The organism is Rubricella aquisinus, from assembly GCF_014199445.1.
GTDB lineage: Bacteria > Pseudomonadota > Alphaproteobacteria > Rhodobacterales > Rhodobacteraceae > Rubricella > Rubricella aquisinus.
In genome coordinates this window covers 219,032-240,328 of the sequence record NZ_JACIJS010000002.1, presented here as the reverse complement: position 1 = coordinate 240,328, position 21,297 = coordinate 219,032, and the positions used below count along the sequence as shown (strand labels likewise).

The 21,297-nt window shown below is 62.0% G+C and carries 21 protein-coding genes; 15 read left to right on the top strand and 6 right to left on the bottom strand.

The window, feature by feature from the left end; all coding sequences use genetic code 11:
• The first annotated feature begins 82 nt into the window (after window positions 1–82).
• The 7 genes from FHS89_RS04310 to FHS89_RS04280 are packed head-to-tail and all read left to right on the top strand — an operon-like array spanning window position 83 to window position 8,045.
• Window positions 83–2,065: a heme lyase CcmF/NrfE family subunit gene (locus FHS89_RS04310; RefSeq protein WP_184008889.1), complete on the top strand. Its 1,983-nt coding sequence runs from the start codon at window positions 83–85 to the stop codon at window positions 2,063–2,065.
• Window positions 2,062–2,520 carry a cytochrome c-type biogenesis protein gene (locus FHS89_RS04305; protein ID WP_184008887.1) on the top strand — a complete coding sequence of 153 codons (459 nt, stop codon included), beginning with the start codon at window positions 2,062–2,064 and terminating at the stop codon, window positions 2,518–2,520. The genes FHS89_RS04310 and FHS89_RS04305 overlap by 4 nt, the downstream gene beginning before the upstream one ends.
• Window positions 2,521–2,553: 33 nt before the next feature.
• On the top strand, window positions 2,554–3,330 hold the full coding sequence (locus tag FHS89_RS04300) for an enoyl-CoA hydratase-related protein (protein ID WP_184008885.1): 777 nt from the start codon (window positions 2,554–2,556) through the stop codon (window positions 3,328–3,330).
• Window positions 3,327–6,128 carry a bifunctional [glutamine synthetase] adenylyltransferase/[glutamine synthetase]-adenylyl-L-tyrosine phosphorylase gene (locus tag FHS89_RS04295; RefSeq protein WP_184008883.1) on the top strand — a complete coding sequence of 934 codons (2,802 nt, stop codon included), beginning with the start codon at window positions 3,327–3,329 and terminating at the stop codon, window positions 6,126–6,128. Before FHS89_RS04300 ends, FHS89_RS04295 begins: the two co-directional genes overlap by 4 nt.
• The gene (locus FHS89_RS04290) at window positions 6,125–7,030 is read left to right on the top strand and encodes an arginase family protein (protein WP_221229249.1); all 906 of its coding nucleotides are present in this window, start codon (window positions 6,125–6,127) and stop codon (window positions 7,028–7,030) included. The genes FHS89_RS04295 and FHS89_RS04290 overlap by 4 nt, the downstream gene beginning before the upstream one ends.
• Before the next feature lie 12 nt (window positions 7,031–7,042).
• Window positions 7,043–7,786, top strand: a complete 744-nt coding sequence (locus FHS89_RS04285) for an HpcH/HpaI aldolase family protein (RefSeq protein ID WP_184008879.1) — start codon at window positions 7,043–7,045, stop codon at window positions 7,784–7,786.
• Entirely contained in the window at window positions 7,773–8,045 is a 273-nt protein-coding gene (locus tag FHS89_RS04280; protein ID WP_184008877.1) for a hypothetical protein, read from the top strand. The genes FHS89_RS04285 and FHS89_RS04280 overlap by 14 nt, the downstream gene beginning before the upstream one ends.
• Here FHS89_RS04280 and FHS89_RS04275 read toward each other — a convergent pair.
• Window positions 8,042–9,421 carry a dipeptidase gene (locus FHS89_RS04275; protein WP_184008875.1) on the bottom strand — a complete coding sequence of 460 codons (1,380 nt, stop codon included), beginning with the start codon at window positions 9,419–9,421 and terminating at the stop codon, window positions 8,042–8,044. The two genes, FHS89_RS04280 and FHS89_RS04275, sit on opposite strands and share 4 nt — an antisense overlap.
• 155 nt (window positions 9,422–9,576) lie before the next feature.
• Here FHS89_RS04275 and FHS89_RS04270 point away from each other — a divergent pair, with 155 nt between their 5' ends.
• Entirely contained in the window at window positions 9,577–10,215 is a 639-nt protein-coding gene (locus FHS89_RS04270; protein WP_184008873.1) for an OmpA family protein, read from the top strand.
• Window positions 10,216–10,217: 2 nt separating this feature from the next.
• The gene (locus FHS89_RS04265) at window positions 10,218–10,520 is read left to right on the top strand and encodes a hypothetical protein (RefSeq protein ID WP_184009148.1); all 303 of its coding nucleotides are present in this window, start codon (window positions 10,218–10,220) and stop codon (window positions 10,518–10,520) included.
• Between the two features lie 55 nt (window positions 10,521–10,575).
• Here FHS89_RS04265 and mnmA read toward each other — a convergent pair whose 3' ends face one another.
• The gene (mnmA, locus tag FHS89_RS04260; protein ID WP_184008871.1) at window positions 10,576–11,721 is read right to left on the bottom strand and encodes a tRNA 2-thiouridine(34) synthase MnmA; all 1,146 of its coding nucleotides are present in this window, start codon (window positions 11,719–11,721) and stop codon (window positions 10,576–10,578) included.
• A 137-nt stretch (window positions 11,722–11,858) separates the two neighbouring features.
• Here mnmA and sciP point away from each other — a divergent pair, with 137 nt between their 5' ends.
• The 5 genes from sciP (at window position 11,859) to FHS89_RS16340 (ending at window position 17,440) form a co-directional block, all read left to right on the top strand.
• Window positions 11,859–12,131, top strand: a complete 273-nt coding sequence (gene sciP / locus FHS89_RS04255; RefSeq protein WP_184008869.1) for a CtrA inhibitor SciP — start codon at window positions 11,859–11,861, stop codon at window positions 12,129–12,131.
• A 94-nt stretch (window positions 12,132–12,225) separates the two neighbouring features.
• Window positions 12,226–12,942 (top strand): response regulator transcription factor CtrA, encoded by a 717-nt coding sequence (gene ctrA / locus FHS89_RS04250; RefSeq protein ID WP_184008867.1) that lies wholly within the window; start codon window positions 12,226–12,228, stop codon window positions 12,940–12,942.
• 65 nt (window positions 12,943–13,007) lie between these two features.
• Window positions 13,008–15,125, top strand: coding sequence for an NAD-dependent DNA ligase LigA (gene ligA / locus FHS89_RS04245; RefSeq protein ID WP_184008865.1), 2,118 nt, complete (start codon window positions 13,008–13,010; stop codon window positions 15,123–15,125).
• Complete coding sequence (gene recG / locus FHS89_RS04240) at window positions 15,101–17,227, top strand: ATP-dependent DNA helicase RecG (RefSeq protein WP_246413575.1); 2,127 nt, start codon at window positions 15,101–15,103, stop codon at window positions 17,225–17,227. The genes ligA and recG overlap by 25 nt, the downstream gene beginning before the upstream one ends.
• Before the next feature lie 90 nt (window positions 17,228–17,317).
• Window positions 17,318–17,440, top strand: coding sequence for a hypothetical protein (locus FHS89_RS16340; protein WP_281376647.1), 123 nt, complete (start codon window positions 17,318–17,320; stop codon window positions 17,438–17,440).
• Between the two features lie 124 nt (window positions 17,441–17,564).
• On the opposite strand, the gene FHS89_RS04235 is transcribed toward FHS89_RS16340, so the two are convergent.
• Window positions 17,565–18,029, bottom strand: a complete 465-nt coding sequence (locus tag FHS89_RS04235; RefSeq protein ID WP_184008863.1) for an iron-sulfur cluster assembly scaffold protein — start codon at window positions 18,027–18,029, stop codon at window positions 17,565–17,567.
• Between the two features lie 77 nt (window positions 18,030–18,106).
• Here FHS89_RS04235 and hisI point away from each other — a divergent pair, with 77 nt between their 5' ends.
• Entirely contained in the window at window positions 18,107–18,475 is a 369-nt protein-coding gene (gene hisI / locus FHS89_RS04230) for a phosphoribosyl-AMP cyclohydrolase (RefSeq protein ID WP_184008861.1), read from the top strand.
• Here the strand turns inward: hisI and gluQRS are convergent.
• From gluQRS to trmFO, 3 genes are read right to left on the bottom strand one after another with little or no spacing between them, the layout of a single operon-like run.
• Entirely contained in the window at window positions 18,453–19,292 is an 840-nt protein-coding gene (gene gluQRS, locus FHS89_RS04225; RefSeq protein ID WP_184008859.1) for a tRNA glutamyl-Q(34) synthetase GluQRS, read from the bottom strand. The two genes, hisI and gluQRS, sit on opposite strands and share 23 nt — an antisense overlap.
• Window positions 19,273–19,887 carry a class I SAM-dependent DNA methyltransferase gene (locus FHS89_RS04220; RefSeq protein WP_184008857.1) on the bottom strand — a complete coding sequence of 205 codons (615 nt, stop codon included), beginning with the start codon at window positions 19,885–19,887 and terminating at the stop codon, window positions 19,273–19,275. The genes gluQRS and FHS89_RS04220 overlap by 20 nt, the downstream gene beginning before the upstream one ends.
• A gap of 22 nt (window positions 19,888–19,909) precedes the next feature.
• On the bottom strand, window positions 19,910–21,292 hold the full coding sequence (trmFO, locus tag FHS89_RS04215; protein WP_184008855.1) for a methylenetetrahydrofolate--tRNA-(uracil(54)-C(5))-methyltransferase (FADH(2)-oxidizing) TrmFO: 1,383 nt from the start codon (window positions 21,290–21,292) through the stop codon (window positions 19,910–19,912).
• Window positions 21,293–21,297: the final 5 nt, after the last annotated feature.

Here is a 21,297-nt window from a genome sequence, read left to right as displayed (position 1 = left end):
GCAGGGCGGGATAACCGCCCGCGCTTCATTGTGTTTCCCCCGATTTCCCCTATCCTTACCGATAGAGAAAAGGGGACGATCCATGACCGCTGAATTAGGCCATTACGCGCTGATCCTCGCAGCCATCGTTGCCATTGCGCAAAGCATCGTGCCGCTGATCGGGGCGCAGAAACGCTGGGCGGATTGGATGGAGTTTTCCGTGCCAACAGCGCAGGTGCAGTTCCTGCTGGTCGGCATTTCCTTTGCGATGCTCACATGGGCCTTTGTCACCTCCGATTTCTCGGTCGAGTTGGTGGCCGCAAACAGCCATTCCGATAAGCCGATGCTCTATAAGGTCACGGGCGTTTGGGGTAATCATGAGGGATCGCTGCTCCTTTGGGTGCTGACATTGGCGCTGTTTGGCGCGATGGTGGCGTGGTGGGGCGATAACCTGCCGCCGACGCTCAAGGCGCGGGTTTTGAGCGTGCAGGCCATGGTTGGTGTCGCGTTCTACGCGTTCATCCTGTTCACCTCCAACCCGTTCACGCGGCTGGAATTCCCGCCGATGGACGGCAACGACCTGAACCCGCTGTTGCAAGACCCCGGTTTGGCGTTTCACCCGCCATTCCTTTATATCGGCTATGTCGGCCTCTCCACCACGTTCAGTTTTGCCGTGGCCGCTCTTATTGAGGGCAAGGTCACGCCCGCATGGGCGCGTTGGGTCCGGCCATGGGCGCTTGCGGCTTGGGTATGCCTGACGATCGGGATTGGGCTTGGATCATGGTGGGCCTACTATGAGCTCGGCTGGGGCGGCTGGTGGTTCTGGGATCCGGTGGAGAACGCATCCTTCATGCCATGGCTGATTTCGGCAGCCTTGCTCCATTCCGCCATCGTGACGGAAAAGCGGAACACGCTGAAAAGCTGGACGATCCTCTTGGCGATCCTCGCCTTCAGTTTCTCGCTCATCGGGACGTTCATCGTTCGCTCGGGCGTGATCACATCGGTCCATGCGTTCGCGAGCGATCCGACGCGGGGGATGTTCATCCTCGGCATTCTGGCGGTGAGCATCGGGGGCGCGCTGACGCTGTTTGCGTTGCGGGCGCATGAATTGCGCTCCAACGTGGTGTTCGGTGTCCTGAGCCGCGAAAGTGCGCTGGTGATGAACAATGTGCTGTTGGCCGTGTCGGCGGGCGTTGTGTTTATCGGCACGCTTTGGCCCTTGATCGCGGAGTTTTTGACGGGGGCCAAAATCTCCGTCGGGCCGCCATTCTTTAACATTGCGTTCACGCCCTTCTTTGTCGCCCTCGGGATGATCCTGCCCATTGGTGCGATGATGCCGTGGAAACGCGCGAAACTGGGCAAGACGATCCGCCCGCTTACCGGGGCGATTGCGCTGTCTTTGGCAGTGGGCTGTTTCATCTGGGCGACGCAAACCGGGGGCGGCATGATCGCGCCCATTGGCGGGCTGCTGGCCACATGGCTGGTGCTGGGGGCCGCAACCGACCTCGCGTTCCGCGCTAAAGCGGGGCAGGTCAGCGGCGGGGAGACGTTCCGCCGCCTGCGCAATCTACCGCGCGCGGATTGGGGTAAGGCCACGGCGCATTCGGGGCTTGGCATTCTGATGTTTGCAGCCGCGACAATCACCGTCTGGCAGACCGAAGATATCCGCACCATGACCCCCGGCGACACGTTCGAGAAGGCAGGCTACACCCTGCGCTTTGACGGGGTGGAGCGGGCGAGGGTCGAAAACTATATCTCCGACATGGCGCAGATCACCGCGTTCAAGGATGGGGAGGTCGTGGCGATCCTCAACCCTGAAAAGCGGTTCTATCCGGTGCAAAGTTTCCCCACGACGGAAGCCGCGATTGATCGGTCGATCACGCGTGACCTTTATATCTCGCTCGGGGATCGACAGGATGATGGGTCATGGGCTGTGCGCACATGGGTGAAGCCTTATGCCAATTGGCTGTGGGTCGGGATGCTGATGATGGCGTTCGGCGGCATTCTGAGCCTGACGGATCGGCGCTTCCGCATTGGGGCACCGGCGCAGAAAGGGAGCCGCGTCGCCGCGGTGCCCGCCGAATGAGAGCACTTTTGATCGCATTGATGCTGTGGGCGACGCCGTCCATGGCGGTGCAACCGGATGAAGTGCTCGACGATCCGGTGCTGGAGCAGCGCGCGCGGGAGATCAGCGAAGGGTTGCGCTGCCTTGTCTGCCGTAACGAAAACATCGACCTATCCAACGCCGAATTGGCCCGCGATCTGCGCATCGTCGTGCGGGAGCGGTTGGTGGCGGGCGATACGGATGAGGAAGTGCTCGATTTCATGGTCGCGCGTTATGGCGAATTTGTACTTCTTCAACCACGTTTTCATGCGGGCAACGCGGCGCTTTGGCTTGCGGGGCCAGCGCTGTTGCTGCTGGGGGGCGGGATCGCGATTGCCTTCATCCGGCGGCGCAGACCAGAAAGTGCCTCAGATACCCTGACGGAAGCAGAGCGCGCGCGGCTTGATGCCTTGCTCAAGGAGAATGACGACGTGTAACGTCGGCCCCAACAAACCGCGGGGAGAAAGCCATTGTCCTACGAAACCATCCAATATGACGTGAGCGATAACATCGCGCGCATCACCCTCAACCGGCCCGAAGTGATGAACGGCCTGTCAGGCCAGATGCGCAAGGATTTGCTCCATGCCGTTCGGCGCGCGCCTGATGAGGCGCGGGTGATGGTGCTGACGGGGGCGGGGCGCGGCTTTTGCTCCGGTCAGGATTTGGGGGATGCGCGCAACGCGGCGGAGATTAACCTTGAGGTGACCCTGCGCGACGAATATGAGCCGCTCTTGAAGGCGATCTATACCTGCCCGATCCCGACGATTGCCGCCGTGAACGGCGCGGCGGCAGGGGCTGGGGCGAACCTCGCCCTTGCCTGCGATGTGGTGATCGCCACGGAATCGGCTGTGTTTTTGCAAGCCTTCGCGCGGATCGGCCTGATCCCGGATGCAGGCGGCACCTATTGGCTGCCCCGTTCGGCGGGATTTGCAAAAGCGATGGGCGCGGCCCTGTTTGCCGATGCGATCACGGCAAAACAGGCTGACGAGTGGGGCATGATCTGGGCGTCTGTGCCCGATGCCGAGTTTGCGGATGTCATTCAGACCCGCGCCGCCCAACTCGCCAAGGGGCCGACACAGGCCTACGCGCGCATCAAACAGGCGATCCGGGCAAGCTATGAAAACTCGCTTGAAGAGCAGCTTGGCCTTGAAGCGCAATTGCAGGGAGAGGCCGGTCGCACGCGCGATTTCACCGAAGGCGTCATGGCATTCCTCGAAAAACGCAAGCCAAGCTATGAGGGGCGGTGAGCCTTTCCTCTGATATAGAGCACGCGCCCATCCCGTTTGACCAAGAGCGCGGAGAGGAGGCCGCCGCGTTATTCGCGGATGCCTCGGCGCAGGTCCAGCAGGTTATCGCGGGAATGGCGGGCAGTGCGAGCTATCTGCACCGTCTGATCCTGCGGGAGCATGACTGGCTGTCCGCGCATCTGTCGGCCACACCTGATGAAGCCTTCGCGGATGCGCTCACCCTTGGCCCTGTTACCAGCATCGCGGAGATGGGCGTTGCCTTGCGCCGGGCGAAACGGCGCGTGGCGCTGTTATGTGCCTATTGCGATCTGTCGGGCATCTGGCCCGTGATGACCGTCACCAACCGGCTGACGGAGTTTGCCGATTTCGCGGTGGAGCAGGGCCTGCGCGCGCTCCTTGCCGATGAAGTGCGTCGCAACAAGGTGCCGGGTGCCAGTGAAGCCGATCTTGATGAGGCGTGCGGCATGGTCGTGCTGGCGATGGGCAAAATGGGCGCGGGGGAGTTGAACTATTCCTCTGATATCGACCTCATCGTTCTGTTTGATGATGACCGCTACGCTGATGCCGATGTGCAGGAGGCGCGCGCGGCCTTTGTTCGTGTCACGAAAAAGCTGATGAAGCTTTTGTCCGATGTGACCGCCGATGGCTACGTTTTCCGCACTGATCTGCGGCTGCGGCCTGATCCGTCGGTCACTCCCGTCTGCCTGTCGATCACGGCGGCGGAGCGGTATTACGAAAGCGTCGGGCGCACATGGGAACGTGCGGCCTATATCAAGGCGCGGCCTTGTGCGGGGGCCAAACAGGCCGGATGGGCGTTTCTCGCGTCGATGGCGCCGTTCGTCTACCGCAAGCACCTTGATTTCGCGGCGATTGAGGACGCGCATAACATGATCCGCGCCATTCGTAGCCATAAGGGGCTCGCGGGGCCGATCACCATTCCCGGCCATGATATGAAACTGGGGCGGGGCGGTATTCGGGAGATCGAATTTTTCGTCCAGACCCGGCAGTTGATCTGCGGCGGGCGCGACACGTCACTGCGTGGGCGGGAGACGTTGCAAAGCCTTGAGGCACTCGTGCGGGCAGGGTGGCTCAAGCCCGATGTGGCGGATACGCTGGCGGAAGCTTATCGGGCGCATCGCCAGACCGAACACCTCGTTCAGATGATGGATGACGCACAGACCCATAAACTCCCCACCGGGGACGAAGGACTGGCGCGGCTCGCCGCCCTTGCCGGATGGGAGGACAGGGCCGCCTATGAACGCGAATTGCGCAACAGACTGGAAGCGGTGCACAAGATCACGGAGCCGGACGCCGCCACCCCCGCTCAGGCCACCACGGACAAGGCCGAAGTCTTCCTCAACAGCGGCAGCGTCAAGGACACGGTGGAGCGGTGGTACGCGCTGCCCGCCACCCGGTCGGATCGGGCAAGACGGTTGTTTGAGCGGCTCAGGCCAGACATCCTTGGCCGTCTCTCCGATGCGGCGGACCCTGATGACGCGTTGCGCCAATTCGATGCGTTCCTTACGCGGTTGCCCGCAGGTGTGCAGGTGTTCTCTCTCTTGGATGCCAATCGGGCCTTGCTTGATCTTCTGGTGGAGATTTGCGCGGCGGCCCCCCGGCTCGCTCGCTATCTGGGGCGCAATTCGGGCGTGTTTGACGCGGTGCTGGCGCGCGATTTCTTTGGGCCCTTGCCCGATGCCGCGGCGATGGAGCGGGAACTGACCGCGTGGCTTGATCCGCTCAGCGATTATGAAACGGTGCTGGATACCGTGCGGCGCTGGAACAAGGAGGTGCGGTTTCGCGTCGGCGTGCACCTTTTGCGGGGGCTGGCAAGCCACGGGGAGGCCGGAGGGGCTTTTGCCGATATCGCGGATGTGTCCCTGCGCGCGCTCTTGCCCCATGTGATCGCGGATTTCGCGCGCAAACATGGCGCGCCGCCGGGGCGGGGCATTGCGATTGTCGGCATGGGCAAACTCGGTACACGAGAGATGACGGCGACATCCGATCTTGACCTCATCATGATCTATGACGCGCAAGGGGAGGCCGAAAGCAACGGACCAAAGCCGCTGTCCTCCGGTGCCTATTATGCCCGCCTGACGCGTGCCCTGACCGGGGCCATCACCGTGCCAACGGCGGAAGGCGCGCTTTATGAGGTGGATATGCGCCTGCGCCCATCCGGGCGGCAAGGGCCGGTTGCCGTCTCCCTCCCCGGATTTGTCAGCTATCAGCAGTCTGAGGCATGGACATGGGAGCATCTGGCGCTGTGTCGGGGGCGTGTTCTGGCTGGGGAGGACGCGCTGGCGGCGGATGTGCGCGCCGCAATCCGGGACGTGCTGCTAGCACCGCATGACGCGGGCAAGGTGGCGGAGGACGTGCGCGCCATGCGCCAACGCCTGCAGGATGCGCATGGCAAGGCGGATGCCGATCCGTGGGAGGTCAAACAGGGGCAGGGGCGGCTCTTGGACATTGACCTTTTGGTGCAGATGGGCGTGCTGCTCAATGGCCTTGGGGCCGCGCCCATCGGGCCGGATGCGATTGACCGGCTTGAAGGATGCGGATGGCTCACACCATCGCAGGCCACGCACCTCTTTCGTGCGCAGCAGCTGATGCTGCATGTGCAGGCGGTGGCGCGTGTGGCGGTGGAAGGGCGGTTCCATCCCGATCACGCGGGTGACGGGCTGAACGCCGTCTTGACCCGCGAAACGGGATGCGACGACATACCCACACTCGAACGCCGCCTTGCCGAATATGCCCGCGACGCGGCGCAAGTCATCGCGGAAAGGCTGCGCGCCCCGTGAGCCTGCCCATCGTCTATCACCCCGATTACATGGCGCCGCTGAAACCCGGTCATCGCTTTCCGATGTCGAAATATGGCTATTTGAAAGAGGCCTTAGTTCGGCGCGGCCTGCTCGCGCCCGGCGGCTATATCGCCCCTGCGCCCGCGACCGCCGCGCGGCTGAGTGCCGTGCATGATTACGGCTATGTTGAGCGGGTCATCACGCAACGCCTGCGGCCCGAGGAAGTGCGGGAGATCGGCCTTCCCGGCACGGAACGTGTCGCGCGCCGCGCGATGCTGTCGGCCTCCGGCACGACGCTGGCCGCGCGGCTGGCGCTGGAACACGGGATCGCGTGTAACGCGGCGGGTGGCTCGCATCACGCCGGGCCATCCAAGGGGGCGGGGTTTTGCGTGTTCAACGATGTGGCCGTGGCCGCCCGCGCGCTTTTGGATGACGGGATCGTGTCGCGCATCCTGATCGTGGATTGCGACGTGCATCAGGGCGATGGCACCGCATGGATATTCGCCAATGACCCGCGCGTGTTTACCTTGTCCCTTCATGCGGCAAAGAATTACCCGGTGCGCAAGGGCCCGTCCGATCTTGACGTGCCCTTGCCGGACGGGATGGAGGACGCGGCCTATCTTGAGACGCTGAAATCGGTGCTGACGCCGCTTTGGGACAGTGTGAAGCCGCAAATCGTGTTCTACAATGCGGGCGTTGACCCCTATGCTGGGGATAAGCTGGGGCGGTTGAACCTGTCGCTGTCGGGATTGCGGGCGCGCGATGCGTTTGTTCTGGGGCAAGCACGGGCGCGGGATGTGCCCGTTGTTGGTGTGCTCGGCGGTGGGTATTCCGACGATCCCGCAGAAGTGGCGGAGCGTCACGCGATCCTGTTTGAAGAAGCCGCCCGCCATGCGGGCTAAGGGAGAAAGATGATGGGTGACACGAAATTTGGCTGCTGGCTCGATCTGCCAAGCCCCGCCGTGGCGGAGATTATCGGCCTCTCCGGCTTTGATTTCACGGTGATCGACCTTGAGCATGGGCCAATGAGCATGGAGACGGCAACGCTGTGCATGATGGCGCTGAAATCCACGCCCACGATGCCCATTATCCGCGTGACCGAAGGGACCGAAGGCCAGATCAAGCGCGCCCTCGATTCCGGGGCGGCAGGCGTGATGGTGCCGCGCGTCGAGACAGCAGAGCAGGCTGAGCGGATGGTGCAATATTTCCGCTATCCGCCGCGCGGGGTCAGAGGTGCGGCGCAATCGGTGATCCGGGCAGCGGGCTACGGCAAACACGCGGAGCAATATACCGCGGAGGAGACGGAGCGGCACATGCTCGCGCTCCAGATCGAAAGCGTCGAAGGACTGGCCAATGCCGAAGCGATCGCTGCGATCGACGGGGTGGGGATGCTGTTCTTTGGCCCTGCCGATTATGCCGCGTCCTGCGGCCTGCCGATCACCGCGCCAGAGGTGCGGGACGCCGCGGCGGAAGTCGCGCGCATCGCTGCGGACTATGGTCTGCGCTCCGGCACCGTGCTCTTTCCCGGCGCGACCGTCGCGGGGCTTGCCGAAAGCGGGTTGGGCTATATCTCCGTTGCGGGGGATGCGGGCGCGCTGATGGCGAGCCTTGATGCTGCGCTGACCGGTGCAAGGGATGAGGTTCATGGGGCTGGCTGATTATCCGCCTGAGGATCCGCGCGGACTGATCCATGAGGCCTATCAGATGGAAATCGGGCCGGAGGAATGTCGCTCCATCTTTGTGGATTGGGCCATTGGCCGCCTCAATGGTGCACCGGAGGATTTGATCCCCCGGCTGATCGCCCGATATGGCACCGCGCAGCCCGATCATCCAATGACCGCTGTACTCACCGAAGGATTGCGCGCGAGCAGCCCGCCCCGCCGCCGTGGCGGGCGGGCAGGGCGCGTCGGCTCTTAGGCGTCGCGCAAAGCCGCGAGGATACGCACCCAACTGCGGATGCCCTTGTGAAAGCTGCGCAGGGCGTATTTTTCGTTCGGGGAATGGATACGGTCATCGTCGAGCGCGAAGCCGACGAGCATCGAATCCATGCCCAACTCCTCCTTGAAATAGCCAACCACGGGGATGGAGCCACCGCCGCCGGTAAACACTGCCGTTCCACCCCATTCCGCGCTGAGGGCGGCGCGCGCCTGTTCAAAAGCGGGGTCATCGGTGGGCATCGCCACGCCGCCCGAGGCGCCATGCTCCAGAAAGTCGACGCTGCAATCGGCAGGCACCATGGCGCGAACCTGTGCGCGGAATGCGTCGCGGATGGCGAGGGGGTCTTGCTCGCCTACAAGCCGGAAAGACACCTTCGCGCGGGCCTCCGAGGGAAGCACCGTCTTGAACCCATCCCCGGCATAGCCGCCACTGATCCCGTTGAATTCGCAGGTGGGCCGCGCCCAAATCTGCTCCAGCACAGTGTAGCCTTGCTCCCCGGCAGGCTCAGACAGGCCAACCTTGCCAAGGAAATCCTCCGCGCTGAAACCAAGGGTATCCCATTGCGCCTTCATCGCGTTCGACACGGGCCGCACGCCGTCATAGAAGCCTGGCACGGTGACGCGGCCCGTCTCGTCATGCAAGCTAGCGAGGATCTTCGTCAGCACGCGGATCGGGTTTTGCGCGGGGCCACCATAAGCGCCCGAATGCAGGTCGCGGTTCGGCCCGGTGATGATGATTTCCTCCCCCAAAAGCCCCCGCAGGGAGGTGCAGATCGAAGGTGTTTGCGCGTTCCACATGCCCGTATCGCAGACAAGTGCGAGATCCGCCGAAAGCTCCTCCTTGTTCTCCCGCAAGAACGGCACGAGGGAGGGAGAGCCGCTTTCCTCCTCCCCCTCAAAAAGGATCGTGATATTGGCCGGCAGGGTGCCATGCACGGCTTTCCACGCCCGACATGCCTCAACAAAGGTCATGAGTTGCCCCTTGTCGTCGGATGCGCCGCGCGCACGGATCACCGCGCCGCCGTCGCGCTCCTCCATCTGGGGCTCAAACGGATCGTGATCCCAAAGGGACAGGGGATCAACGGGTTGCACGTCATAATGGCCATAAAAGAGGACATCCGGCCCGGCGGCGCGCGCGTGGGCGACGACCATGGGATGACCGGGCGTGTCCCGGCGGCTGGCCTCAAATCCTATGTCATTCAATTCCGCCACCAGCCAATCCGCCGTGGCCCGGCAGTGATCCTCATAGGCCGGATCGGTGGAGATGCTGGGCATCCGTAGAAGGTCAAAAAGCCGCCCCAAGGCGGCGTCCATCGTTTCATCAACCGTCTCTAAAACCTCTGCCGTTCCTGCCATCTGAGCAACCTTTCGCGAATTCCGGGTATGGGCCTGTCATTTGCCCAAATATTGCCGCTTATCCTGCGTAAGGAAAGGCGAAACCGGTTGGCAGGGCCGTCCATTATGCCTATGATGCCGCAACACTATCGAGCTACAAGAAAAGGCGCGAAATCATGAGGTTACACCCTGCGGTTGTGATACCGGTGGTCGCCTTCGTCCTGACGGGGTGTATTGGAAACGCGTTCGATTCCGCGCGCGACCGGACATGGGGCGGCGAGCTGATTGAAATTCCGGCAACGACCTGGATCGACCCTGATGGGTGCGAGCACTGGATTTTCGATACGGGGGCCGAAGGCTACGCAACGCCGAAGCTCAACCGCGATGGCACGCCCGTTTGCGGTATCGAGTCTGCGGCAGCACGGACGCAATCCGAAGTGCCGGGGGAGTTGACCTTTAACACCGTGCGCCAATCCTCGCCCACCGCCTTTGCCCTTGATGTGGATGCCTATTTCGACGTGGACAGCGCGCGCATCCGACCCGCAGCGTTCCGCGAACTCGACGCGTTTTTCCGCTATCTGCAACAGATCAACGCAAGCCAGATCGTTGTGAGCGGCCACACGGATAGTCAGGGGCCAGAGGATTATAACCTCGATCTGTCCTTGCGCCGGGCGAATGCGGTGGCGGATTATGCATTACGCTTTGGCATCACCGCGATTTCCCGCGGGCTTGGCGAAAGTGAGCCTATCGCGCCGAATGACACGCCTGAGGGCCGCGCGCTCAACCGTCGCGTCGATGTGAATGTGAGGAACTGATCATGGCATTCGATCCCATCAAAGCAGGCGCGCTAACTGTTTGCGCTTTTCTGCTGACTGCCTGTGGCGGGACCAGCGGCAGCGATCTGCTGAGTGAGGCGGGCCGCATTGCCGATCGGCTCAACACCTCGCAAGAGGACGACCCGGATATCGACCGTGGTTTCGACGCGCACCCCTTGTCGACGATGCGCCCGTCCATCTGGGTTGATCCTTTTGGCTGTGAGCATTGGATCATCGACGATGGCGTCGAAGGTTATCTGATGAACCGGCTCAACAGGGATGGCACGCCGCGCTGCCGCGACTAAACTTTGACTGATCGGTAGATGAACACGCCGGGGCAGGGATGCTCCGGCGTTTTTGTCAGGCGGCCAGCACCTCTGGCCGTGTGATCCAGCCGCCGCCCAGAACGCGGGTATCGTCCAACCCATAGAACACACAGGCCTGACCGGGGGCCACGCCCTCTTCCGCGAGGAACAACTCGACATTGCCCGTGTTTGGCCCGGTGGGGCGGAGGATCGCGTCCTTCGGCGGGCGGGTCGAGCGGACCTTGACCCGAATGGGCCAGCCGCCTTCCGGCGCATCCTCAAATCGGCCGGGGCCGATCCAATTGACCTCTTTGATCGGGACATTGCGGGTTGCAAGGGCGGTTTTCGGGCCCACGATCACCTGTTTTTTCTCCGCATCGAGCTTCACAACGTAAAGCGGCTCCCCCCCGCCGATGCCCAGCCCGCGCCGCTGCCCGATCGTGTAATGGATAACGCCCTTATGGCTGCCCATCACGCGACCGTCGAGATGCACAATCTCCCCCGGTTGCGCCGCATCCGGGCGCAGCTTTTCAATCACCGCAGCATAGGAGCCATTGGGGACAAAGCAGATATCCTGACTGTCGGGCTTATCCGCGACGGACAGCCCATATTTCGCGGCAAGCGCGCGGGTTTCTTCCTTTGACTTCAGATGGCCGAGCGGAAAGCGCAGATAATCGAGTTGATCCTGCGTGGTGGAGAACAGGAAATAGGATTGATCGCGCGTCGGGTCCGCCGCCTGATGCAATTCCGCACCGCCCGCGCCCATTTTGCGCTGGATATAATGGCCCGTCGCCATGCAATCGGCATCCAGATCCTTGGCCGTTTCCAAAAGATCGCGGAATTTCACCCGCTCATTGCAGCGGATACATGGAATGGGCGTCGCACCCGCCAGATAGGCATCGGCAAACTCGTCAATGACGCTTTCGCGAAACTTGTTTTCATAATCCAGTACGTAATGGGGGAAGTTCATCACCTCCGCCACACGGCGCGCATCGTGAATGTCCCGACCGGCGCAACATGCGCCCTTCTTGGCCAAGGCCGCACCGTGATCATAGAGTTGGAGCGTCACGCCGACCACGTCATACCCTTCGGATTTCAGCTGTGCTGCCACGACAGAGCTGTCCACCCCGCCCGACATGGCGACAAGCACGCGGGTGTCTTCGGGTGCGCGATCAAATCCTAGGCTGTTCAGCTTGGCCATGGGGCCCACTCCGGCTTTGGGGAAACTCGCGCGATATATAATCGAATTGTCCCTATCTACAACCGGCGCTTTTACCCCTGCTTAAAACCCTGCGTCCTAATCCCTTTGCCATGGGGTGACAGGATAAGGACAAACTGATGTATCTGAAGAAAGACGAACGCCCGGTTTTCACGATGGATTATGAGGGCAATCGGATTTCACGGGCGGATTTACCGCCACGCGACACGCGCCGCTGGGTTGCGCGGCGCAAGGCGCTGGTGGTGGCGGCCGTGAATGGCAATCTGATCGACCGGGAGGAAGCTTGCGAGGTGTACGGCCTTTCCGATGAGGAATTGCAAAGCTGGATCGACAGTTTGTCCGCCCATGGACCCAATGGATTAAGGGTCACGGCCCTGCAAAGATATCGTTAAGTGTTTTTTTCACTTTCCAGGGGAAGTCGTAAGGCTACGTTAACCTTTAGGATGATTAATATGTCGTAATACTTCATTTAGGTCGGAGGGTAGAATGCGTGTATTGCTTGTAGAAGACGACGCCTCGACGTCAAAGGCGATTGAGCGGATGCTCGAATCAGCCGGGCTGACGGTGTATGCAACCGATCTGGGGGAGGAGGGGATCGACCTCGCCAAACTCTATGATTACGACATGATGATCCTGGACCTTGGTCTGCCGGACATGCACGGGCATGACGTGTTGCGGCAATTGCGGCTGGCCAAGGTGGACACACCGATCCTGATCCTGTCAGGGGAAACGGATATGGACGCCAAGCTGCGTGGATTTGGTTCTGGCGCCGATGATTATCTGACGAAACCGGTGAACCGGGACGAGTTGATCGCCCGCATCCACGCGATCGTGCGCCGCTCCAAAGGACATGCGCAATCGGTGATCGACACGGGCAGTATCCGCGTGAACCTCGATACCAAAACGGTTGAGGTTGATGGCCGCCCGGTGCATCTGACCGGCAAGGAATACCAGATGCTTGAGCTGCTTTCTCTGCGCAAGGGCACGACGCTCACGAAAGAGATGTTCCTCAACCACCTTTACGGCGGCATGGACGAGCCGGAATTGAAGATCATCGACGTCTTTATCTGTAAATTGCGCAAGAAACTGGCCACCGCGACAGGCGGGGAGACGAATATCGAAACGGTCTGGGGCAGGGGATATGTGCTGCGCGATCCGGCACCGCGTGAGGTAAAAGCCCCGCAATTGGCCGTGGCGGGCTGACCCGGCTTTACCCCGGGCACCCTGCGCACTAACACATAAGGCAGGATATTTCGGGGACGCCTGCCATGACCGATCACAGTGATCTGGACCCTGCAACACTCGACGCGGCCAGTGCGAAGGCCGCGTTGGCCGATCTCGCATCGCGCCTTCATGCGGCGGATCTGGCCTATCATCAGGCCGATGACCCGGTTCTGTCTGATGCCGAATATGACCGGCTCAAGCGGTTGAATGCCGCGATTGAAGCCCGTTTTCCCGATCTTGTCCGGGAGGACAGCCCTGCCGCGCGCGTCGGTGCCGCCCCGGCGGACGGCTTCGCCAAGGTGCGCCATGCGATTGCCATGCTGTCCTTGGGCAATGCGTTTTCCGAAGATGACGTGGCAGAATTCGATGGTCGTGTGCGCAAATTCCTCGGGCTTGAGGACGCGATTGCCTACACGGCAGAACCGAAAATTGACGGCCTGTCGCTCTCCTTACGCTATGAGCAGGGCCAGTTGATCACCGCAGCCACCCGCGGCGATGGTCAAACCGGGGAGAATGTCACCGCAAATGCCCGCACCATCGGGGATATTCCCACCACCCTGACCGGCGCGCCCGATGTGTTGGAAGTTCGGGGCGAGGTGTATATGTCGCACGCGGATTTTCAGGCGCTCAATGCCGCGCAGGATGCCCGCGGGGCCAAACCCTTCGCCAATCCGCGCAACGCGGCGGCCGGATCTCTTCGCCAGCTTGATCCGTCCATCACGGCAGCGCGGCCCTTACGCTTCTTCGCTTATGCCTGGGGGGAGGTCAGCGCACCCCTGGCCGAGACGCAAATGGCCGCGATTGAGCGGCTCGCCGCGCTGGGGTTCGCGACCAATCCGCTAACGAAACTTTGCGATACACCTGCGGCATTGGTGGCACATTACACCGAGATTGGCCGCCAACGCCCCGATCTGGGCTATGACATTGACGGGGTGGTCTACAAGGTAAACGACCTTGCCTTGCAGGCCCGGCTTGGATTTCGCGCCAACACGCCCCGCTGGGCTGTGGCCCATAAATTCCCTGCCGAATTGGCGCAAACCATCTTGGAACGGATCGAGATTCAGTTGGGGCGCACCGGCGCATTGTCCCCGGTCGCCCGGTTGCAACCCGTGACCGTTGGTGGTGTCGTCGTGTCAAACGCGACGCTTCACAACGCGGACTATATCGCGGGGCGCGATTCGAAAGGTGCGCCGATCCGGGGCGGCGCCGATATCCGCGAAGGCGACACGGTCACCATCTATCGCGCGGGCGACGTGATCCCGAAAGTCAGCGATGTGGACCTGACCCGCCGCCCGAGCGACGCGGTGCCGTTTGTGTTTCCCGACACCTGCCCGGCTTGCGGCTCCCGCGTGGTGCGGGAGGAGGGGGAGGCGGTGCATCGCTGCACGGGTGCCCTGATCTGCCCCGCGCAAACGGTTGAAAAACTGAAGCATTTTGTGTCCCGCATGGCGTTCGACATCGAAGGGTTGGGCGCAAAGCAGGTCGAAGCATTCTTCGCGGATGGCTGGATTCGCGATGTGGCAGACATCTTTACCCTGCGCGAACGGTTCGGGCCGGGGCAATTGCAACAGCTTAAAAACCGTGAAGGGTGGGGCGAGAAATCCGCCAATAATCTTTTTGACGCGATCGACGCACGCCGCACGATCCCGCTTAACCGGCTGATTTTTGGCCTTGGCATCCGCCATGTGGGGGAGACAACCGCCATGCTGCTCGCCCGAAACTATGGCGCTTGGGAGGTGTTTCGCGATGCGATGGAGGCGGCAGACGCGGACATATCGGCGCGCGAAACGCTTGAAGGGATCGACGGTGTCGGCGCCGTGATGGCAGAGGCGATCATCGACTTTTTCCATGAGCCGGAGGCGCGCAAGCTCCTCGACCGCCTGCAGGCCCACCTGACCGTGGAGCCGGTCGCGGCCCCGGCAACCGATGGCAGCCGCATCGCGGGCAAGACCATCGTGTTTACCGGCAGTTTGGAGAAAATGACCCGATCGGAGGCAAAAGCGCGGGCCGAAAACCTTGGCGCAAAGGTGTCCGGCTCCGTCTCCAAGAAAACCGATATCGTTGTCGCTGGCCCCGGCGCTGGCTCGAAAGAGAAAAAGGCGCGGGAATTGGGCCTGACCGTCCTCAATGAGGATGAATGGCTCGAATTGGCCGATGGCTAGGCGGGCCGATCATGTCTGACGGGCGGCCAGAGGCGCTCTTTCCGCTGTTTGCGGCCCTGGACGGGCTGCCGGGTATCGGCCCGAAATCCCTGAAATTCTATGAGCGAATGGGGGTGACGCGCCCGCGTGATCTGGTGTTTTCCTTGCCCATTCAGGGGATCGACCGTGCCATTCGCCCGACGATCCAAGGCGCGATCTTTCCCGCCACCGTCACGGTTGAGGTGGAGATTGGCGCGCACCATCCGCCCCGGATCAAGGGGCGGCCCTATCGCGTGATGGTGCGCGATGCGGAGGCCGATTTTCAGCTCGTGTTCTTTCACGCCCGCGCGGAATGGCTGCAACGCCACCTGCCATCAGGGCAAAGGCGGATCGTGTCGGGCAAGGTCGAAGTGTTTGATAGTATTGCCCAAATGGTGCATCCCGACCACATTCTGCCCCTGTCCGACGCCGCAGCGATGCCATCCTTCGAGCCGGTCTATCCGCTGACCCAAGGGGTGTCGCAAAAGCAGATGACGAAGGCTGTGATCGCCGCATTGGACCGGGTGCCGAAATGCCCTGAATGGGCCGATCCGAGCGTCGTGGCGCGTGAGGAATGGCCCAGTTTCAACGCCGCACTGCATCAGGCGCATCATCCGGCGACCCAAGCTGAACTGAGCCCCGCGCATCCCGCGCGCAGGCGGCTTGCCTATGACGAGATGCTGTCGCACCAGATGACCCTCGCGCTCGCGCGTGCGCGGGCCCGGCGGAAGGCAGGGATTGCGAGCAAAGCAACCGGGCGGCTGAGTGGCAAGGCGCTGTCGGCGCTGCCCTACAGCCCCACCGGCGCGCAGACCCGCGCAATCTCCGAGATCACGGGCGATATGGCCGCTCCCATTCGGATGAACCGGCTCTTGCAGGGCGATGTTGGATCGGGAAAGACGCTGGTTGCTTTCATGGCGATGCTCGCGGCGGTGGAGGCGGGCGGGCAGGCGGCCCTGATGGCACCGACCGAAATCCTTGCCCGCCAGCATCTGGAGGGCTTGCAACCCTTGGCGCGGAGTGTGGATGTCCGGCTTGATATTCTAACCGGGCGGGACAAGGGGCGCGACCGACAGGCGAAGCTTGCAGCGCTGGAAAAGGGTGAGATCGACATCCTTGTCGGCACCCATGCCCTGTTTCAACGGGACGTGAGCTTTGCCGCGTTACGCCTTGCAATCATTGATGAACAGCATCGGTTTGGTGTCCGCCAACGGATGGATTTGGGTGCAAAGGGGCAGGCTGTCGATATCCTTGTGATGACGGCAACGCCGATCCCGCGCTCCCTCGCTTTGACGCAATATGGCGATATGGACCTGTCCGTTCTGGATGAAAAACCACCCGGCCGCAAACCGGTGGAAACGGTGACGGTGCCTGCCGCGCGGCTCGATCAGGTTGTTGCCCGATTGCGGGACGCGATTGCACAGGGCAGGCAGGCCTATTGGGTTTGTCCATTGGTGGAGGAAAGCGAAACGCTCACGCTGACCGCAGCGGAGGACCGGTTCAAGGCGCTGCGCGCGCAGCTTGGCGAAGGGGTCGTCGGCCTTGTCCATGGCCAGATGCCCCCGGCGGAGAAAGACAGCGCCATGGCGGCCTTTGTCGCGGGGCAAACCCGTGTTCTGGTGGCAACGACGGTGATTGAGGTTGGGGTGAATGTGCCCAATGCCTCCATCATGGTGATCGAGGGGGCCGAATTTTTCGGGCTTTCCCAGTTGCACCAATTGCGCGGGCGCGTGGGGCGGGGGGCTGCTGCGTCCACTTGTCTGCTGCTTTATGGCGCGCTGGGAGAGACGGCGAAACAACGGCTCAGCATCATGCGCGACACCGAGGACGGCTTTGTCATTTCGGAAAAAGACCTTGAGATGCGGGGCGCGGGCGATGTGATCGGGACCGCGCAATCGGGCCTGCCCCGGTTCCAGATTGCCGATCTGGAACATCAAGCCGATCTGATGGCCATCGCGCAGAAGGATGCGCGGCTCGCCTTGGAACGTGATCCCGACCTGTCCACGGATCGGGGCAAGGCGCTTAAGTTACTGTTATGGTTGATGGATCGGGATCAGGCGATCCGGCTTTTGACCGTGGGGTGACACCATGTTCGCAAATGTTCCATTTTTTTGTTGACGCACGCAGAACGTTAATAGAACATTAAGGCAACCAGAGAGAACGGGAGCCGAACAATGATCCGCATGATCCGCACCAGCCTGACCAATGATGCCCGCGAAACCATCGCTGATGTGTTGGGTGTGTGTGCCGTGACCGCGATGATCGGTTTGGCGCTTATGGCCCCCGGTCTGATGTAGAAATTCCAACTGCCTGCGGTCTGGTGGGACGGCACTTCATCTTGTCCCGGTGAAATTCGTGATCCTCAGCTTGCCTCGCTGTTGGATTGGCCCCTCCACCCGATTGCCACTTCTCGCCGCGCCCTTACTGGGTTGCGGCGATTTTTTTGTCCGCGATGTCCTCAAGTGCGGCGACGGTCGCATCGGGCACCAGCAGGATGGAGGCATGGCGATTGCGGTAGTCCCGCGCGGGCAGCAGGCTTTCATAGCCATCGAACGGCGCTGCTGGCACCGGGCCGTCGGACTTCAGCATGGCGCGGAGCGCGTCGCGTGCCGCGCGCACTTCCTCAAGGCTCCGGCCCACAGCCTGCGCCGCAAACACCGCCGCGGATGCTTGGCCAAGCGCGCAGGCCTTCACCTCTTGCCCGAAATCGCTGATCCGGCCGTCCTCATCCACCGACACATCCACGGTCACCGTGGACCCACATAGCGGCGAGCGTTTCATCACCGTCGCGTCCGCATCCGTCAGCCGATCCAGATGCGGAATGTCCGCCGCCAGCGCCAGAATGCGCTGCGAATAGAGTTTCATCAGGTCCTGATCCGTGCTCATAGCCGATGTCCCCTTGGCGGCCCGCAATTACCGCTATAGGTAAGGGCAAATTCCAGCGCTGAAAAGGGGAGCATCCCGTGGGTGAGACATTTGATCCGGCAACACTCCGTTTCAACGAGGCCGGGCTAATCCCCGCGATCGCACAGGATCATGCGACGGGGGAGGTGCTGATGATGGCGTGGATGAACGCGCAAAGCATCGCAGAAACGCTTGAGACGGGGCAGGTAACCTATTGGTCCCGCTCCCGCGCGGCGTTCTGGCGCAAGGGCGAAAGCTCAGGTCATGTGCAGCGATTGCACGAGTTACGCTATGATTGTGATGCGGATTGCCTGCTTCTGATGGTCACGCAGACAGGCCCGGCCTGTCACACCAACCGGCGAAGCTGTTTCTATCGTGCGGTGCGCGATGGGGAGGTGGTCGAGCTTATGGCGCCATTAACCGAATGACCGCCGCAGGGGTCATGCCTGCCTCCCGATAGGCGCGCAGTGCGCGGGCATCGTCCCGCTTGGCCAAGCGTTTGCCCTGATCATCGCGGATCAGGCGGTGGTGGCGGTAGATCGGCTCGGGCAGGCCCAGCAGCACCTGCAACAGCCGGTGGATCGGTGTCGCCGTGAACAGATCCTGCCCGCGCGTGACATGCGTGATCCCCTGTTCCGCATCATCCACGGTGACGGCGATATGATAGCTCGTGCCAATATCCCGCCGCGCCAGAACGATATCGCCAATCTCGCGGATCATGTGATCGGGGGTCACCGTGACCGTACCATTTGGGCCATCCGGATTGTCCAATTCCTTAAATTGGAGCGGCCCGGTGATCGCCACCGCGCGGGCCATATCGAGCCGGATCGCGGCTCCTTCGGCATCCCGCCCCGCATGTCGGCAGGTGCCGGGATAGATCAACCCATCAGGCCCGTGCAGTGGCGCGCCCTCTTGCGGGGCGGATAAGGCTGCCTTGATATCGCCCCGCGTACAGGTGCAGGGATAGGTCAGGCCGAGTTCCGTCAATCGCGCGACGGCAGCATCATAGGCCGCGCGCCGTTCTGATTGGCGCAGGACAGGCGTTTCCCATGTCAGGCCCAACCACGCGAGGTCCTCAAAAAGGGCCGTCACATAGGCGGGCCGGCACCGGGCGCGGTCTATATCTTCGATCCTGAGCAGGAAGCGATCCGCGCCGTCCGCCGCCGTGAGCGCGGAAAACCCATGCCCCAAATGCAAAAGCCCGGTCGGGGAGGGGGCGAACCGTTCAACTCTTTTGGAGGACATATACCACCGATTTTATGTCCTCGCTGGGCAGGTGATCGCCATACTCCTTGAACAGGACACGCGCGGCCCCGCAATCCACCCAGTTGCGGATCACGCCCTCATAGGTCGGATCGGCCAGCGCGTGATCGTTCAGGGAGAACACGAAACATCCCCCGCGCGAAAGATAGCGCAGCACCAGATCAACCGTGCCCGCGGGCGCATGGGACGGGCTGAACAGCCCGATTGCGGCGACATGGGCATGGGTGCCGGATGCGAAGGGCAATGGATCGCTCACATCCGTTTGTCGCAACTCACGATAAAGGGTCAGACGCCCCGCCTGATCGAGCATCTCTTGCGTGAGATCCACACCGTCGATCACCTCAAACCCGGCGGAGCGGAGCGCGATGCCCGACAGCCCCGTCCCGCAGCCCATATCGAGGATAGGTGCTGCCTTATCATCGACGACGGAGGCAAGTGCCTCCGCCGCGCGACCCGGCGTGGCATAGCCGGCTTCCGTCACCTCCGCGTCATAGGTCGCGGCCCATTCTCTATAGAGCACCTCAGTCGGTGTATCGGCGCCGAGCGTGTAAACCTTGTCCAGAAACCTGTCTGCCATGTCCTGCCTCCCCATGGGCAGGTTACTCGGCAGCGGGCCTTTGTCCAAGGGGGAGTGACGTGAGCCAGCTTTGCCAGTCAGCCTTTGCACGGTCGGTATAGGCGCGTTTACGCTCCGCCTTGCCCCGGCGGCCCCGGCGCACATCGGCAGTCAATTCGGGAAACAGGCCGAAATTGACGTTCATCGGCTGGAATGTCTCAGCATTGGCCCCACCGGTGATGTGATTGAGAAGCGCGCCAATTGCGGTCGTCGGGCCGGGCAGGGGGGCGTCCACTCCCAGCCGCTCATAGGCCGCGAGCCGCCCTGCAAGCAGACCCATGGAGGCGCTTTCGACATAGCCCTCAACCCCCGTCACCTGCCCTGCAAAGCGCAGGGATGGCCGGGCCTTGAGCCGCATCCGCTCATCCAGAAGGCGTGGGGAATTGAGGAATGTGTTGCGATGAATACCGCCCAATCGCGCGAATTCCGCGTTCTCCAACCCCGGGATCATGCGCAAAACCTCGGCCTGCGCGCCGTATTTCATCTTCGTCTGGAAACCGACGATGTTGTAGAGCGTGCCGATCTTGTTTTCCTTGCGCAATTGCACGACCGCATGGGGTTTGACGTCCGGCTGATGCGGATTGGTCAAGCCCACGGGCTTCATCGGGCCCCAGCGCAGGGTTTCGCGGCCCCGCTCCACCATCACCTCAATGGGAAGGCAGGCCTCAAAATAGCCAGCGGTTTCGCCCTCTTTGAATTCGGTCTTGTCAGCGGCGAGCAGCGCATCGAGGAAGGCGTTATAGGTCGCCTCATCCATCGGGCAGTTGAGATAGGCTTCCCGTTCCTCCTGCGTGTCGCCCTTGTCATAGCGCGATTGGAACCACGCTTTCGACAGGTCCACACTCTCGGCATAGACGATGGGGGCAATCGCATCGAAGAAGGCGAGGCTTTCCTCACCCGTCAAGTCCAACAGCGCATTGGCCAACGCGGGGGAGGTCAGCGGGCCGGTCGCGATGATCACGCTCGACCAATCCTCTGGCGGCAGGCCCGCGATTTCATCACGGTTGATGGTAATCAGCGGATGCGCCTCAATCGCCGCCGTCACATCGGCGGAGAACGCGTCGCGGTCCACCGCCAGCGCACCACCCGCAGGCACCGAATGCCGATCCCCCATGGACATGATCAGGCCGCCGGCCTGCCGCATTTCCCAATGCAACAGGCCCACGGCATTGCTCTCATCATCGTCGGAGCGGAAAGAGTTAGAACAAACCAACTCTGCCAATCCGTCCGTCTGATGGGCGAAGGTTTCGACCTTGGGCCGCATTTCATGGAGCACGACCGGCACGCCTAGATTTGCGGCCTGCCATGCAGCCTCGCATCCGGCCATGCCGCCGCCGATGATATGGATGGGTTCAATCTGTGTCATAGCGC